We start from the raw sequence: 14,882 nt of genomic DNA, 5'->3' as shown, positions 1-14,882 counted from the left end.
CATATACACGGCCTTCCCGGCCAGATCAAAGGAACCACAGATGAGCCACGACGACACCCCCGCGAGCTATCCGCTGCAGAAGGACGATGCGACCTATCGCAGCGAACTGGACGACATGCAATACCAGGTCACGCGCCATGCCGCGACCGAGCGGCCGTTCACGGGCAAATACTGGGATCACACCGACCGCGGCATCTATGATTGTGTCTGCTGCGGCACGCCGCTGTTCGAGTCGGACACGAAATTTGACGCCGGCTGCGGCTGGCCCAGCTATTTCAAGCCGATCAACGGTGAAGTGGTCCAGGAGAAGACCGACCGCTCGCACGGCATGCTGCGCATCGAGGTCGTGTGCAAGAACTGCGGCGCGCATCTCGGCCATGTGTTCGAGGACGGCCCCGCGCCGACCGGCCTGCGCTATTGCATCAACTCGGCTGCGCTACAATTCGAACCCAAGTAAGCGAATCCATGTAATCGGGCGCACGCACGCGACACCGGCTTGCGCTTCTGTTTCAACTGTCTGACGCCCGCTGCAATCCGAGCGGGCGTTCGTTCATGCGCTGCACCTTATCCGCCGCCTTTCACGTCCGGACGCCAATGAAATTTCTGTTCGATCTGTTTCCGATCATTCTCTTTTTCGTCGCATTCAAGGTCTGGGGCATCTACACCGCGACGGCCGTGGCGATCGCGGCGACCTTGCTGCAGATCGCCTGGGTTGCCTTCCGCCACCGCAAGGTGGACCCGATGCTGTGGGTGAGCCTCGGCGTGGTCGTGGTGTTCGGCGGCGCGACGCTCGTGCTGCACAACGACACCTTCATCAAGTGGAAGCCCACCGCGCTGTACTGGCTGTTCGCCGTCGCGCTGATCGTCGCGCAACTGGGTTTCAGGAAGAATTTGATCGAAGCGATGATGGGCAAGCAGATCGTGCTGCCGCATCGCGTCTGGGGACAATTGAATGTCGCGTGGGCCGTGTTCTTCGGCTTGCTCGGTATCGTGAACCTGTTCGTCGCGTATCACTTCACGACGGACCAGTGGGTCAACTTCAAGCTGTTCGGCGCCACCGGATGCCTGGTGGTGTTCATCGTCGCGCAGAGTTTCTGGCTCGCGAAGTACATGAAGGAGGATGGTCAATGAGCGATGCCTTCGATTTCATGAGCGCCACGGCCGCCGCAAAGATCGCCCATCTGGAAGCGCGTCTGAACGCGGCGCTGGCGCCGCAGTCCGTGCATATCGACGACGACAGCGCGGCCCATGCGGGCCACGCCGGCGCGGCTTCGGGCAGCCACTACACCGTGACGATCGTGGCCGGATGCTTTGCGGGCCGGGCCCGCGTGGCGCGGCATCGGCTGGTGTATGATGCGCTGGCCGACGAAATGCAGCGTGGGGTGCATGCGCTGGCCATCCGGGCTTATACGCCGCAGGAGTTCGCGGAACAATTCGACTAGGCGCGACCCGGCGATGAATCTTCGCGGATTCATGTGACCCGATACGCGCCTCTTGCTTGCCGTTTTCCCTGCTTCTTGAATCTCGCCTGTGAAGGCGTCTGTTTGCTCAGTTAGGACTCTCCGATGACTCTGAAAAAACCCCGCGTCTGGGTGTTGCTGGCTGCGTTCGCGGCGGCCCCCGCGTTTGCGCAGAACGTCGCCGTCGTGAACGGCACGCCGATTCCCACGTCGCGCGCCGATGCGCTCGTGAAGCAACTGGTCGCGCAAGGTCAGCAGGATTCGCCGCAGCTTCAGCAAGCCGTGCGCGAAGAACTCATCAATCGCGAAATCCTGATGCAGGAAGCCGCGCGTGAAGGCATCGCGTCGCGTCCCGACGTCAAGGCGCAACTGGCGGTCGCGCAGCAGACCGTGGTGCTGCGCGCGATGATCGAAGACTTCGTGAAGAAGAACACGCCGACCGATGCCGAAATCAAGGCCCGCTACGACCAGCTGGTCAAACAGAATGGCGGCGGCACCGAACTGCATCTGCATCACATCCTCGTCGACAACGAAGCCCAGGCGAAAGACCTGATCGCCAAGATCAAGGGCGGCGCGAGTTTCGAGGACCTGGCCAAGCAATATTCGAAGGACCCGGGATCGGGCAAGAACGGCGGCGATCTCGACTGGTCGGCGCCGTCGGCGTACGTGCCGGAATTCGGCGCTGCGGCGGAGAAGCTCAAGAAGGGTGAAGTCACGCCGGAGCCGGTCAAGACGCAGTTCGGCTGGCACATCATCCGCCTCGACGATTCCCGCGACGTCGCCCCGCCGCCGCTCGAGCAGGTGAAGGCGCAGATCGCCCAGCAGATTCAGCAGGAGAAGCTGCAAGGGTTCGAAGAAGGTCTGCGCAAGAAGGCCGTGGTGAAGTAAGCGGCAGGCTGTACGGCTGGATTGTTTCAGGCACAAAGCCGCCCTTCGGCGGCTTTGTCGTTTCCGGACGGGCGTGTTTGTGCTGGCCTTCAACGCACGTTGCTTGCCGGCGTGAACGCCGCCTGCCCGGCCATGGAGTCCCTGTTCACGCATGACGATCGCAGGCGGCGGCTTCTTGCTGATACGCGCTGACTCACCCCCCGCTCGCGAGCGCAAGGCCCGGCCGCACCAGCTTCGGCCGTTCCCGGTGCTTCTTTTGCTCACGCGTGACGATCACAAGCGGCCGCTCAAGCGCCATACATTCAAGCCGTTCGACCAGCTTTTGAGCTTGCGCCGCGTAGCTTCATCATGTCTTCGCCTGACTCGCGCTGACTCACCCCCTCTCGCGAGCGCAAGGCCCGGCCGCACCATCTTCGGCAGTTCCCGGTTCTTTTTCCGCTCACGAATGATGATCACAAGCGGCCGCTCAAGCGCCATGCGGTCAGGCCGTTCGGCCAGCTTTTGAGCTTGCGCCGCGTAGCTTCAAGATCAAGTCTTCTTCCTGACTCGCGCTGACTCACCCGCCGCTCGCGAGCGCGAGGCCCGGTCGCACTGTCGCGCCCGCCCGCACCAGCTTCGGCAGTTCCCGATTCTCCACCACGCTCATGAAACCCGCCCAGTCGTTCGCGAGCGCCGCCTTGTCGACCTTGTTCGTCTCGCCCAGGCGATAGCGCTCGCCCGCCGCGAACGGCCGCTCCCACGCCGCCCGATGCCAGGCCCGTTCCGCCAGCGCCAAGAGACGCGGATACACCATGTACTCGTACTGCGTATCCGTGCGCATTACCTCGGCCCAGGCCTGGCCCTGCATGCCCTCGATGCGCGGCGCCGAACCCGCGCTCGTCACCTCGAACGGACGGCCGTCGCGGTCGGGCATGATCTCCGCGTTCTGCGGCAGGTTGTCCGGCGCGAGCGAGAAAGTCTTGAAACTGTCGGTGGCGTGCGAGCCCCAGTAATAGCCCCGCTCCTTCGGGTCGAACGAATAGGGAAAGTCGAAGTACAGATAGTCAGGCAGCGCGAGCACGGTCTGGTAGCCCTGTGTGTCGAGCGTGCGGGCGGTGTCGGCGGCGCCCCAGAAGAGCGTGTCCCACAGCGTCACCATCACGCTGGACGTCGCGAAATCCTGCGGCCCGTTCGCATGCCGGATGCCGTCCTGCCAGGCCGCCATGGTGCCGATGCCGTTCGTCCTCACGATCTGGCTGACTTGCCGTGCGAACATCGAAGGCAGTTCGTCGACGGAGGCCGCCAGCCCTGCTCTGATCAACGCCGCGCACTGCGGCGAGCGCCCCCACGGTTTGTCCTGTGCGGCGAGATTCACGCGTCCCCTGCCGGGGTCCGTGCCGTCGAGCGGCTGGAAGCCCGCGCCGAGCAGGATGTTCTTCGCTTCGTCGCCGCCGAAGTGCCAGATGGCCAGCGGCGCGCCTGCCTCGCGGTGCATCGACGCCATCTCACCGATCACCTTCGACGCAAAACGCCGCGCACCGTCCCCGCATGGATTGAGGAAGCTGCGACGGTCGTAGAACTGCACCGTGGTGGCGTTCGTGGTGTCGGCGGGATCGAGCAGGCGATAAGCGCTGGCCGCTGCCTCATTGCCTTGTGCGTGCAGCCGCCGATAACGCGCTTCCATCGATACCACGGCCGCCCGCGCGTGCCCCGGCATGTCGATTTCGGGAATGATCTCGACGAAGCGGTCGGCCGCATAGCGCACCAGCGCCACGTAATCGGCGCGGCTCAGATAGCCGCCGCCCGAACGATTGTCCGGCCCCGACGCCAGCTGCGGCACGAGGCAGCGAGTCTCGCTGAGGTCGTGGCAACGTTTTGCGCCGACCTCGGTGAGTTCGGGTAAGCCGGGAATCTCGATCCGCCAACCCTCGTCGTCCGACAGATGCAGATGCAGCCGATTGAGCTTGTACGCGCTCATCTGGTCGATCAAACGGCGCAGCGTGGCCGGCTGGCGAAAGTTGCGCGCCACGTCCACCATCATGCCGCGATGCGCATAGCGCGGTGCATCCTCGATTGTCATGGCCGGCACGCTGCCGCCGCCCGCGGGCGTCAGCGACAGGAGCGTCTGTGTGCCGTAATAGAGCCCGGCGGCGTCGAAGGCTTCGATGTTCACGCCGCCCGATGCGATGCTCAACCGGTAGCCGCCGTGCTTCGCGATATCGGCGGGCAGCGTGCCGGCGGCGATGACGCCGTTCACGCGCACCGCGGGTCCACTGAGCCCGAGCGTGGCGGCCCGCGTGGCCAGGGCCGAGGTCTGCGCGGCCGTCAGTCCCGTCAGGTTCAGTTCCACCGCGCCGATCTGCACGACGCCCTGACCGGCCGCTTCGCGCAGCACTGAAGGCAATGCCCGCGCCGCGACCTGACGAACGTCGGGTAGAACGGCCTCGGCCCGCGCCCGCAACACTTGAGCGGGCGTCGCGGCAAACGCGGCGGCGTCATCCGCCACGGCCGGAAGATGATCGACATAGCGGGTTTCGTCGTCGGTGTCGTTGTTGCGCAGAACGGCGAAACCGGCATCGCCATCCGCCACGACATACGCGCGCGGCAGCAGGTCGCTGGTGCGCCGGTACCAGTATTCCCCGACGAACGGCACCTCGACCCGCTCGCCGCTGCCCAGCCTAAAGGCGCCCGGCGCGGGCGTCAGCGCGTACAGGTCGCCGGTGATGTGTTTCCACGCGATGGCCGGATTCCCGACCATGAGCAGCCGCCGGATGCTGTGTACGTACAGCGTCCAGCCGCCCGCTGCCAGTCTGCGCGCCCCGCCGTTCTCCAGGATCAGCCTGCCGCGCGCGCAACTGGCCCAGTCCGCGCCCAGGTCCGCGCAGTTCGTGCCGGACACAGCAGCGTCATTGACGTCGATCGCCACGCGCACCGTCAATGCGTCACCAATGGCGGCGGCTCGCGCTGCAGGCGACAAGCGGTCGGCATCCGCGTCCGAACTTGATCCACCGCACGACGCCACGAGACATGCCATGACGACGATAGTCACTGCCCTTGAAATAGGTATGCCTAAGTAATGTGAAACCCACCGCCGCATCTTGCCTCCGTGAACGACACACGTCGCCCGGACGCGTCGGAGCACTATACCCGCTACTTACGGCCCCATTTTTTTGGGATATCTGCCGACAGGCAATCTGAAACGTGCAGAAAGCTTCCGTACAAAATAAAACGCCCCGAAGCGTGAACTTCGGGGCGTTGTCGGGCGAGCTTGATCCAGCGAATCAGCCGAGGAAGCGTCGCGCGTTCTGGAACACGCGCAGCCACGGGCTGCCGTCCTGGGTCCAGTCTTCGGGCGTCCAGCTCATCTGCACGTTGCGATGCACGCGTTCCATGTGCGGCATCAGCACGGAGAAGCGGCCATCGGGCGTGGTGACCGACGTGATGCCCTGCGGCGAACCGTTCGGATTGAACGGGTACTGTTCGGTTGCGTTGCCGCGATGATCGACGTAACGCATCGCGACGAGCGCCTTCGCCTGATCGCCTTGCTGCGAGAAGTCGGCGAAGCCTTCGCCGTGCGCAACCGCCACCGGAATGCGCGAGCCTTCCATGCCGGCGAAGAAGATCGACGGGGAAGCTTGCACTTCGACCAGCGAGAAGCGCGCCTCGAACTGCTCCGACTTGTTGCGCGTGAACTTCGGCCAGTGCTCGGCGCCGGGGATGATCGAGGCCAGGCTCGACATCATCTGGCAGCCATTGCAGATGCCGAGCGCAAAGGTGTCAGCGCGGCCAAAGAACGCGGCGAACATGTCGGCCAGTTGCGCATTGAAGCGGATGGTCTTCGCCCAGCCTTCGCCTGCGCCCAGCACGTCGCCGTACGAGAAACCGCCGCACGCCACCGCGCCCGCGAAGTCAGCCAGCGTGGCGCGGCCTTCCAGCAGGTCGCTCATGTGGACGTCGTGCGCGTCGAAACCGGCGCGGTCGAATGCGTACGCGGTTTCCAGATGCGAGTTCACGCCCTGCTCGCGCAGAATGGCGACGCGCGGCCGTGCTTTCGTTGCGATGAACGGCGCCGCCACGTCCTCTGCCGGATCGAAGCTCAGGACCGGCGCGATACCGGGGTCGGCGGCGTCGAGGAGCGCGTCGTATTCGGCGTCGGCGCAGGCGGGGTTGTCGCGCAGGCGCGCAATGCGCCAGCTGACCTCGCCCCACGCGCGATGCAACTCGACACGCGGTGCATCGAAGATCTTCTTCGCGTCACGATAGACCTCAATGGCGCCGCTTTCGTTCGGCTTGCCGATCACATGCGAGCACGCCGACAAACCGTGCTCGCGCAGCGCGACCAGCACCGCGTCGCGTTCCGCCGCGCGCACCTGCACCACCGCGCCGAGTTCTTCCGAGAACAGCGCACGCATCGTGCGGTCCTCGCGGCGGCCGCTGGTCTGCTTCGTCCAGTCTTTCGCGTCGCCGTAATCGGACTCGTGATTGGGGTCGAGCGTCAGCATGTCCACGTTCAGCGACACGCCCACGTGACCCGCAAACGCCATTTCGCAGACCGTCGCCCACAGGCCGCCGTCCGAGCGGTCGTGGTAGGCGAGCAGCTTGCCGTCCGCGTTCAGCGCCTGAATGGCCGTGAAGAAGCGCTTGAGGTCTTCGGGATCGTCGACGTCCGGCGCCGTGTCGCCTACCTGCTGCGTGACCTGCGCGAGAATGCTGCCGCCCATGCGGTTGCGGCCGCGGCCGAGATCGATGGCGATCAGCACCGTGTTCGTGTCGTTGACGAGTTGCGGCGTCAGGTGACGGCGCACGTCCTCGACCGGCGCGAACGCCGTGATGATCAGCGACACCGGCGACACCACTTCCCGCGCGCCGCCGCGCGCGTCCTGCCACTTGGTGCGCATCGACAGCGAGTCCTTGCCGACCGGAATGCTGATGCCGAGCGCCGGGCACAGTTCCATGCCGATGGCCTGCACCGTGTCGTACAGCGCGGCGTCTTCGCCTGCGCTGCCGCAGGCGGCCATCCAGTTCGCCGAAAGCTTCAGTTTGTCGAGCGACGCGATGGGCGCCGCCGCGATATTGGTCACCGCCTCGCCCACGGCCATGCGGCCGGATGCGGGGGCGTCGATCACGGCGAGCGGCGTGCGTTCGGCCATCGTCATGGCTTCGCCGCGATAGCCGACGTAGTCCATCGTGGTGATCGCGCAATCCGCCACCGGCACCTGCCACGGACCGACGAACTGGTCGCGCGCGGTCGTGCCGCCCACCGAACGGTCGCCGATGGTGATGAGGAACGACTTGCTCGCGACCGTCGGATGCTTCAGCACCTCGACCGCGACTTCGGACAGCGGCAGGCCGGTGACATCGACTTCGTTGAATTGCGCGCTTTCGCGCTTCACGTCGCGATGCATCTTGGGCGGCTTGCCGAGGAGCACGTCCATCGGCATGTCGACGGGTTCCTGGCCGCTGTTGGCTTCATCGACGAGCTTCAGCTGACGCTCCTCGGTCGCCACGCCGACGACCGCCACCGGGCAGCGCTCGCGTTCGCAGAGCGCCTGGAACGCGGGCAGATCGTTCGGCGCAATGGCCAGCACGTAGCGCTCTTGCGCTTCGTTGGACCAGATTTCGCGCGGCGACAGGCCGCTCTCTTCGAGCTGGACCTTGCGCAGTTCGAACAGCGCGCCCTTGCCCGCGCCATCGACGAGTTCCGGGAACGCATTCGAGATGCCGCCCGCGCCGACGTCGTGGATCGACAGGATGGGGTTGCTGTCGCCCAGTTGCCAGCAGCTGTTGATGACTTCCTGTGCGCGCCGCTGGATTTCGGGATTGCCGCGCTGGACGGAATCGAAATCGAGCTCGGCGGTGTTCGCGCCGGTGGCCATCGAGGACGCCGCGCCGCCGCCCATGCCGATGCGCATGCCCGGGCCGCCGATCTGGATCAGCAGCGTGCCGGCCGGCAGGTCGAGCTTGTGCGTGTGCTGGTCCGAAATATTGCCGATGCCGCCCGCGATCATGATGGGCTTGTGATAGCCGCGCACGCGTCCCGCCACGTTCTGCTCGAAGGTGCGGAAGTAGCCGCCGAGGTTCGGCCGGCCGAATTCGTTGTTGAAGGCGGCGGCGCCGATCGGGCCGTCGATCATGATCTGCAACGGCGACGCAATGCGGTCCGGGCGGCCGTACGGCTGATGCGCGTCGGCGGGATTGCGCGAGGCGAGCGGCACAGCGGCGTCGCGGTCGTTTTCCCAATTGCGGCGGGCATCGGGCAAATCCAGGTTCGACACCGTGAAGCCCGCGAGACCCGCCTTCGGACGCGCGCCGCGGCCGGTCGCACCTTCGTCGCGAATTTCGCCGCCGGAGCCGGTGGCCGCGCCCGCGAACGGCGAAATGGCGGTCGGGTGATTGTGGGTCTCGACCTTCATCAGCGTATGGGTCATTTCCACGTGACGCCGGTATTGCTCGTCCGTGCCGCGCGGAAACCAGCGCTCGGCCATGCCGCCCTGCATGATCGCCGAATTGTCCGAATACGCGACGATCGTGCCCGCGTGATTCAGCTTCTCGGTGTTGCGGATCATCTGGAACAGCGACAGGTCCTGCTTCGCGCCGTCGATGGTCCATTCGCCGTTGAAGATCTTGTGACGGCAGTGTTCGCTGTTGGCCTGCGCGAACATCATCAGTTCGACGTCGGTGGGATTGCGCTTCAGTTCTTCGAACGCACTGACCAGATAGTCGATTTCGTCATCGGCGAGCGCGAGGCCCAGTTCCAGGTTGGCGGCTTCGAGCGCGCTGCGGCCCGTGCCGATGATGTCGACCGTTTGCAGCGGCCGGGCGGGCAGTTCGTCGAAGAGATGCAGCGCCTGCTCGCGCGAGGCGGCGACGCTTTCCGTCATGCGGTCGTGCAGCGCGTCGGCGACGGCCGCGCGCGCTGCGTCGGGAAGCGCCTTCTTGCCGCCGAGGAAGCCGCTCTTCATGATTACCGTGTACTCGACGCCGCGCTCGATGCGCCGCACCTTCGTGAGCCCGCAGTGATGCGCGATGTCGCTGGCCTTGCTGGCCCACGGCGACACGGTGCCGAAACGCGGCACGACCATGAAGGTTTCCGTCGCGCCGCGCTCCTTCGATGCCTCGAAGGGCGCGCCGTAGTGCATCAGCGCCTCGATGCGGCGGTTGTCTTCATCCGTGAGCGGTTCCGACGCATTCACGAAATGCAGGAACTGGCCGCGCACGCCGACGATGTTGGCGTCGATGCGGGCGAGCGTTTCGAGGAGGCGGGTCTGACGGAAATCGGAGAGGGCCGAAGCGCCGGGGAAACACGAGAAGTGGGCCATTGTGACGGTGCGTCGATGACGTCTGTGTGCCGCTCGCGAGGCGCTCGCTGGTGCGCGAAAAAAACTTGTCTGGCGCTCCGTCTGCGAAGCTGGACATTCGCAAAACCGGACCGAGCACGCGAAACGGCATGAGGCAAAAGGAAGACCGCGATTATAACCCGGAAGCGGCGGCTGACTGGTCGTGTCCTGCTGGCGCTGGATGCGCCGCGGTGGCGCGGCTTCCGATGCTTCCTTTCGATCGGCCGTCGCGTGCGGATTGGAAGCGGATTGCCGGCCCCCGCAAACGGTTTTGGCGCTATCATGGCGCGCTTTCTTCCGGTGCGCGCCACGCTCAGCGCCGGTCCGCCGCGCTTCTGGTTTCATCGCGCAACGCCGCGTTTCTCGCGCTTACGGGCGCCGTTCAGCACCCCATTCAGCATCGACAGTCATGGATGTCATCGTCATCGGCGGAGGAATCGCCGGCATCGCCACCGCTTATCAGCTGCATGCGGCCGGTCATCGCGTCTCTGTGATCGAGCGGCACGCGACCGTCGCGCAAGGCGCAACCTACGGCCAGGGCGGTGCGCTCCTGCCCTCGCCGCTCGATGTCTGGTTCGGCCCGACCTTCATGACCTCGAGCCGCGCGAAGCAGAGCGGCATGGTGGTCAAGACCGGCTTCGACTCCGGCGCGCGCGAGTTCGTCAAACAACTGTCGCTGTTGCAGGATCCCGAGGCGTTCACGGCCCAGTACACGTTGCTGGCGCCGCTCGTCGACCTGTCGCGGCAGGTGATCGGCGAAATCGAACAGCGCCTGGAACTGGATTTCGAGCAGCGGCGCGGCGTCCTGCACGTGTTCCGCCAGCCGCGCGAACTGGAGGACGCGCAGGCCGCCATCGAGCTTCTCAAACGCTTCAAGGTGCCGCATCGGGTGCTGACGCCGGAAGAATGCGTCGCCATCGAGCCTTCCGTGCCGGACGACCCCGCTTTCGCCGGCGGCGTGCTGTTGCCTGAGGAGCGCACCGCGAACTGTCCGCTGTTCACCAAGCAGCTGAAGCAGTTCCTTGAGGAACACGGCGTGCAATTCCGCATGCAGCAGACGGTCGTGGCGCTACGGCTCGACGGCGCGCGGGCAGCAGTGGAGCTGGCTTCTTCAGGCGAAGGCAAAAAGCGCGCGCACGACGCCGAAACGCTGACGGCCGATGCGCTGGTTGTCGCGGCCGGAACGGACACGCCCGCGCTGGCAGGCGCAGGCAAGGCCGCCTCAGCGCTGTTTCCGCTGCGCGTGCATACGCTCACGGCGCCGGTCGCGTACGAAGAGCGCGCGCCGCATCTGAGCGTCGTCGATTCGGTCAAGCGCATCACGATGACGCGCATCCACCAGCGGCTGCGCGTCGGCGGCGCGGGCGTGCTGCAGAGCGCCGCCAAGGCCGACAAGCCGCTGGACGCCGCGCTCTCGCGCCGCGCGCTCGATCTGCTGGGGCAAGGCACGCACGACTGGATTCCCGGCGCGGCGCGGGTGTCCGCGGCACGCGCCTGGGACGGCCTGCGCCTCCTCAGCGCCGATGGCCTGCCGGTTGCCGGCGCGACGCGCCATCCGCGGCTGTTCGTCAATGCGGCGCACGGCCCGGCGGGCTGGGGCCTGGCGTGCGGCTCTGCTAAAGTGATCGCGGATCTCGTCTCCGGCGTCACGCCCGATCTCCCCGCCGACACGCTCGCCGCGCTGAGTCTCGAACGCTTCTAGTTCGCGCGGCGCTCGCCGCGCACCTCGTGTGCGCGTGCCGGGCACGATTGCTGCAACGGCGTCGGGTTTCCGACCGCTCCGATTCCCGGACCGCCCTTCCCTGCGCCGCCATGACCGTTCCCCGCTCTGCCTGGTTCACGCCGAAAGACGAACCGCTCCCGCTCCTGACACTGAACGAACTGCGCACGCTCGAAGCACGCGGCGCGGCCGCGCTGCCGCCGCATACGCTGATGGCGCGCGCGGGCGCGGCCGCCGCGCAGTGGCTGGAGGACGCCCTGTCGCACGATGCCGCGAGCCGCGCGCAACCCGTGTGGCTCGTCGCCGGCCCGGGCAACAACGGCGGCGATGCGCTCGTGATGGCTGAACGGCTGCATCGCGCGGGAATTGCCGTGCAGGTGTGCATGCCCATCGAGGTCAAGCCCGACGACGCGCGCTGGGCGCTGGCGTCCGCGCGTGCGGCGGGCGTGCCCATCGATACCGCGCCGCCCGCTTCGTTCGACGGCTTCGGCTGGCTCGTCGACGGCATGTTCGGCATCGGCCTCACGCGGCCGCTCGAAGGCGTGTTCGCGGAGCTCGCCGCGCGGCTCACGCGCCGGGCGCGGAGCGCGGGCCGTGTGCTGGCGCTCGACGTGCCGAGCGGCCTCGACAGCGACACCGGCACGCCGGTGCGCGGCGGCGACGCCGTGCGCGCGACCGACACGCTTACTTTCATCGGCGCGAAGCCGGGGCATTTCACGTCGCAGGGACGCGATCTCAGCGGCCGGTTGTTCGTCGCCATGCTGGAGCTGGAAGCGAGCACGGCGCCGTCAATCGTGCTGAATGCGCCCGCGCTGTTCGGCCCGGCCCTGCCGCCGCGCGACAACGCGACCAACAAGGGCACTTTCGGCTCGCTCGCGGTGATCGGCGGCGACACCGGCATGTGCGGCGCGCCCGTGCTGGCGGCGCGCATGGCGCTCTACAGCGGCGCGGGCAAGGTGAACATCGCCTTTCTGGGCGACGGCTTTCCGCCCTATGACCCGCCGCATCCGGAACTGATGCTGCATCACGTCGAAGGCTTCGCGCTCGACAAGATGGATGCGCTCGCGATCGGCTGCGGCATGGGCACGAGTGCGCGCGCCCGCAAGGTGCTCGAGGACGTCCTGAAGCTCGATGTCCCGAAACTGCTCGACGCCGATGCGCTCAATCTCGTCGCCCGGGACGAACCGCTGGCGGCCGCCGTCGCGGCACGCGGCGCGCAGGGCGACCCGTGCGTGCTGACGCCGCATCCGCTCGAAGCGGCGCGTCTGTTGCAAAGCGATGCGCAAGCAATCCAGGCGGACCGCATCGCGGCGGCGCGGCAGTTGTCGGCGCGTTACGGCGCGGTCGCCGTGCTGAAAGGCTCGGGCACCGTGATCGCGGCGCCAGACGGCCGCGTAGCCGTGAATCCGACCGGCAATGCCGGCCTCGCGACGGGCGGCACCGGCGACGTGCTCGGCGGTTTGATCGGAGCATTGCTCGCGCAGAAGTTGCCCGCGTATGAAGCCGCTTTGGCCGGCGTCTATCTGCACGGTCTGGCCGCGCAGACGCTCACCGACCAAGGCATCGGCCCGGCCGGCCTGACCGCGGGCGAACTCGCGCCGACCGTGCGCGCGCTGCTCAACCGGCGCTTCTACGCGGCACGTAAAGATCACCCCTGAACGCGCCCGCGACACGTTGCAAGCAGCCGTTCATGCATCGTCGCTATACTCTTTTCGATTCGGGCATCCGCGGCATCCGTCACCGCGTTCACGACACACGCTGACCCCGGCCGCGCAGGCATTGCACGAACGACTTCCTCTGTCACCCTCAGACTAACGGACCGCTCATGACCCAAACCTCGACGCTCAATTCGCTTCCTGCCTGGTCGGCGCTCCAGTCGCACTACGACTCCATTTCCGGCGAGCGCCTGCGCGACTGGTTCGCGCCGCAAAACGACAGCGCGCCCACGCGCGCCGAACGTCTGACGTTCGAAGGCGGCGGGCTTTCCATCGACTTTTCCAAGAACCGCGTCACCGAGGCCACGCTCAAGCTCCTGATCCAGCTCGCCGAGGAAGCCGGCGTGACGAAGAAGCGCGACGCGATGTTCAACGGCGACATCGTCAATGTCACCGAGCATCGCGCGGTCTTGCACACGGCCTTGCGCGCCCAGTCGCCGGATGCGCCCTTCCATGCGCAAGTGGAAGCCGAAAAGGCCAGGATGGCCGCCTTCGCCACCAAGGTCCGCGACGGCGCGTGGACCGGACACACCGGCAAGCGTATCCGCCATGTGGTGAACATCGGTATCGGCGGCTCGGATCTCGGGCCGAAGATGGTCGTCCATGCGCTGCATCATCTCGCCTCGAAAGAGCTCGACACGCATTTCGTGTCCAACGTCGATGGCGCCGATATCTACAACGTGCTGCAGCAGATCGACGCGGAGGAAACGCTCGCGATCATCGTCTCGAAGACCTTCACGACGCTCGAGACGATGACCAACGCCCACTCGATGCGCGACTGGTTCCTCAAGTCCGGCTGTCCCGAAGACCAGTTGTCGAAACATTTCGTCGGCGTCTCGGCGAATCCGGCCGAAGTGGTCAAGTTCGGCATCGCGAAAGAGAACGTCTTCGAGATGTGGGACTGGGTGGGCGGGCGCTATTCGCTGTGGTCGGCGGTCGGCCTCTCGATCATGATCTCGGTCGGCCCGGACAACTTCGACGCGCTGCTGCAAGGCGCGGACACGATGGACCAGCACTTCCGCACCGCGCCGCTCAACGTGAACCTGCCGGTGCTGATGGGCATGATCGGCATCTGGTATCGCAACTTCTTCGGCTCGCAGAGCGATCTGATCGCGCCGTATTCGGAAGCGCTGCACTTCCTGCCTTCGTATCTGCAACAGCTGGAGATGGAGAGCAACGGCAAGTCGGCGCGTCTGGACGGCACGATGGTCGATTACCCTACCGCCGCCGTGATCTGGGGCGAGCCCGGCACGAACGGCCAGCACGCGTTCTTCCAGATGCTGCACCAGGGCCCGACGATCATCCCGATCGACTTCATCGCGGTGCTGACACCGGAGCATCCGCTCGTCGATCATCACGCGAAGCTGCTGGCGAACTGTTTTGCGCAGAGCGAAGCGCTGATGCTCGGCCGCACGCTGGAGGAAGCGAAGAAGGTGGCGGGTCCGGGCAAGGAAGAACTGGCGACGCACCTGAGCTTCCCCGGCAACCGTCCGACCACCACCATCATGCTCGACGCGCTGACGCCGCAGACGCTCGGCGCGCTGATCGCGCTGTATGAACACAAGGTGCTGGTGCAAGGCGCCGTGTGGAACATCAACTCGTTCGATCAGTGGGGCGTGGAGCTGGGCAAGATTCTCGGCAAGGTGGTCGAGGCCGACATCACCGCGGCCAGTGCCGATCCGGCGAAGCATGATTCGTCGACGTCGGCGCTGATCGCGCGGGCGCGCAAGGCCTTGAAGCGCTGAAGTTGTCTCGTTGCAATGAAGCCCGCGCGCCTACGCGT

The 14,882-nt window shown here is 66.2% G+C and carries 9 protein-coding genes; 7 read left to right on the top strand and 2 right to left on the bottom strand.

Annotation, left to right across the window (positions count from 1 at the left end; all coding sequences use genetic code 11):
- Positions 1 to 40: 40 nt before the first annotated feature.
- From msrB to QCE88_RS08855, 4 genes are all read left to right on the top strand, one after another.
- Entirely contained in the window at positions 41 to 457 is a 417-nt protein-coding gene (msrB, locus tag QCE88_RS08870) for a peptide-methionine (R)-S-oxide reductase MsrB (RefSeq protein WP_309901040.1), read from the top strand.
- A gap of 137 nt (positions 458 to 594) precedes the next feature.
- Positions 595 to 1,131, top strand: coding sequence for a septation protein A (locus QCE88_RS08865; protein WP_309808244.1), 537 nt, complete (start codon positions 595 to 597; stop codon positions 1,129 to 1,131).
- Positions 1,128 to 1,442: a BolA family protein gene (locus QCE88_RS08860; protein WP_309901038.1), complete on the top strand. Its 315-nt coding sequence runs from the start codon at positions 1,128 to 1,130 to the stop codon at positions 1,440 to 1,442. The genes QCE88_RS08865 and QCE88_RS08860 overlap by 4 nt, the downstream gene beginning before the upstream one ends.
- Before the next feature lie 123 nt (positions 1,443 to 1,565).
- Positions 1,566 to 2,348, top strand: a complete 783-nt coding sequence (locus QCE88_RS08855) for a peptidylprolyl isomerase (RefSeq protein ID WP_309832235.1) — start codon at positions 1,566 to 1,568, stop codon at positions 2,346 to 2,348.
- Positions 2,349 to 2,904: 556 nt separating this feature from the next.
- On the opposite strand, the gene QCE88_RS08850 is transcribed toward QCE88_RS08855, so the two are convergent.
- Positions 2,905 to 5,361 carry a family 20 glycosylhydrolase gene (locus tag QCE88_RS08850; protein WP_309903470.1) on the bottom strand — a complete coding sequence of 819 codons (2,457 nt, stop codon included), beginning with the start codon at positions 5,359 to 5,361 and terminating at the stop codon, positions 2,905 to 2,907.
- 247 nt (positions 5,362 to 5,608) lie between these two features.
- Positions 5,609 to 9,646, bottom strand: a complete 4,038-nt coding sequence (gene purL / locus QCE88_RS08845) for a phosphoribosylformylglycinamidine synthase (RefSeq protein ID WP_309901036.1) — start codon at positions 9,644 to 9,646, stop codon at positions 5,609 to 5,611.
- A 199-nt stretch (positions 9,647 to 9,845) separates the two neighbouring features.
- Here purL and QCE88_RS08840 point away from each other — a divergent pair, with 199 nt between their 5' ends.
- From QCE88_RS08840 to pgi, 3 genes are all read left to right on the top strand, one after another.
- Positions 9,846 to 11,366, top strand: coding sequence for an FAD-dependent oxidoreductase (locus QCE88_RS08840; RefSeq protein ID WP_409018068.1), 1,521 nt, complete (start codon positions 9,846 to 9,848; stop codon positions 11,364 to 11,366).
- A gap of 110 nt (positions 11,367 to 11,476) precedes the next feature.
- Positions 11,477 to 13,042 carry an NAD(P)H-hydrate dehydratase gene (locus QCE88_RS08835; protein ID WP_309901032.1) on the top strand — a complete coding sequence of 522 codons (1,566 nt, stop codon included), beginning with the start codon at positions 11,477 to 11,479 and terminating at the stop codon, positions 13,040 to 13,042.
- A 167-nt stretch (positions 13,043 to 13,209) separates the two neighbouring features.
- Complete coding sequence (pgi, locus tag QCE88_RS08830; protein WP_309901031.1) at positions 13,210 to 14,844, top strand: glucose-6-phosphate isomerase; 1,635 nt, start codon at positions 13,210 to 13,212, stop codon at positions 14,842 to 14,844.
- Positions 14,845 to 14,882 lie beyond the last annotated feature (38 nt).

Origin of the sequence: Caballeronia sp. LZ035, assembly GCF_031451175.1 — a bacterium.
Classification (GTDB): Bacteria; Pseudomonadota; Gammaproteobacteria; order Burkholderiales; family Burkholderiaceae; genus Caballeronia.
Note: the sequence above shows the minus strand (reverse complement) of the source record. Positions and strands in the feature narration are given on the sequence as shown.

Coding starts and splice junctions, on each gene's coding strand:
- pgi (WP_309901031.1), top strand. CDS start 13,210: ATGACCCAAACCTCGACGCTCAATTCGCTTCCTGCCTGGTCGGCGCTC.
- QCE88_RS08865 (WP_309808244.1), top strand. CDS start 595: ATGAAATTTCTGTTCGATCTGTTTCCGATCATTCTCTTTTTCGTCGCA.
- QCE88_RS08840 (WP_409018068.1), top strand. CDS start 9,846: ATGCGCCGCGGTGGCGCGGCTTCCGATGCTTCCTTTCGATCGGCCGTC.
- QCE88_RS08850 (WP_309903470.1), bottom strand. CDS start 5,361: ATGGCATGTCTCGTGGCGTCGTGCGGTGGATCAAGTTCGGACGCGGAT.
- QCE88_RS08855 (WP_309832235.1), top strand. CDS start 1,566: ATGACTCTGAAAAAACCCCGCGTCTGGGTGTTGCTGGCTGCGTTCGCG.
- msrB (WP_309901040.1), top strand. CDS start 41: ATGAGCCACGACGACACCCCCGCGAGCTATCCGCTGCAGAAGGACGAT.
- QCE88_RS08860 (WP_309901038.1), top strand. CDS start 1,128: ATGAGCGATGCCTTCGATTTCATGAGCGCCACGGCCGCCGCAAAGATC.
- QCE88_RS08835 (WP_309901032.1), top strand. CDS start 11,477: ATGACCGTTCCCCGCTCTGCCTGGTTCACGCCGAAAGACGAACCGCTC.
- purL (WP_309901036.1), bottom strand. CDS start 9,646: ATGGCCCACTTCTCGTGTTTCCCCGGCGCTTCGGCCCTCTCCGATTTC.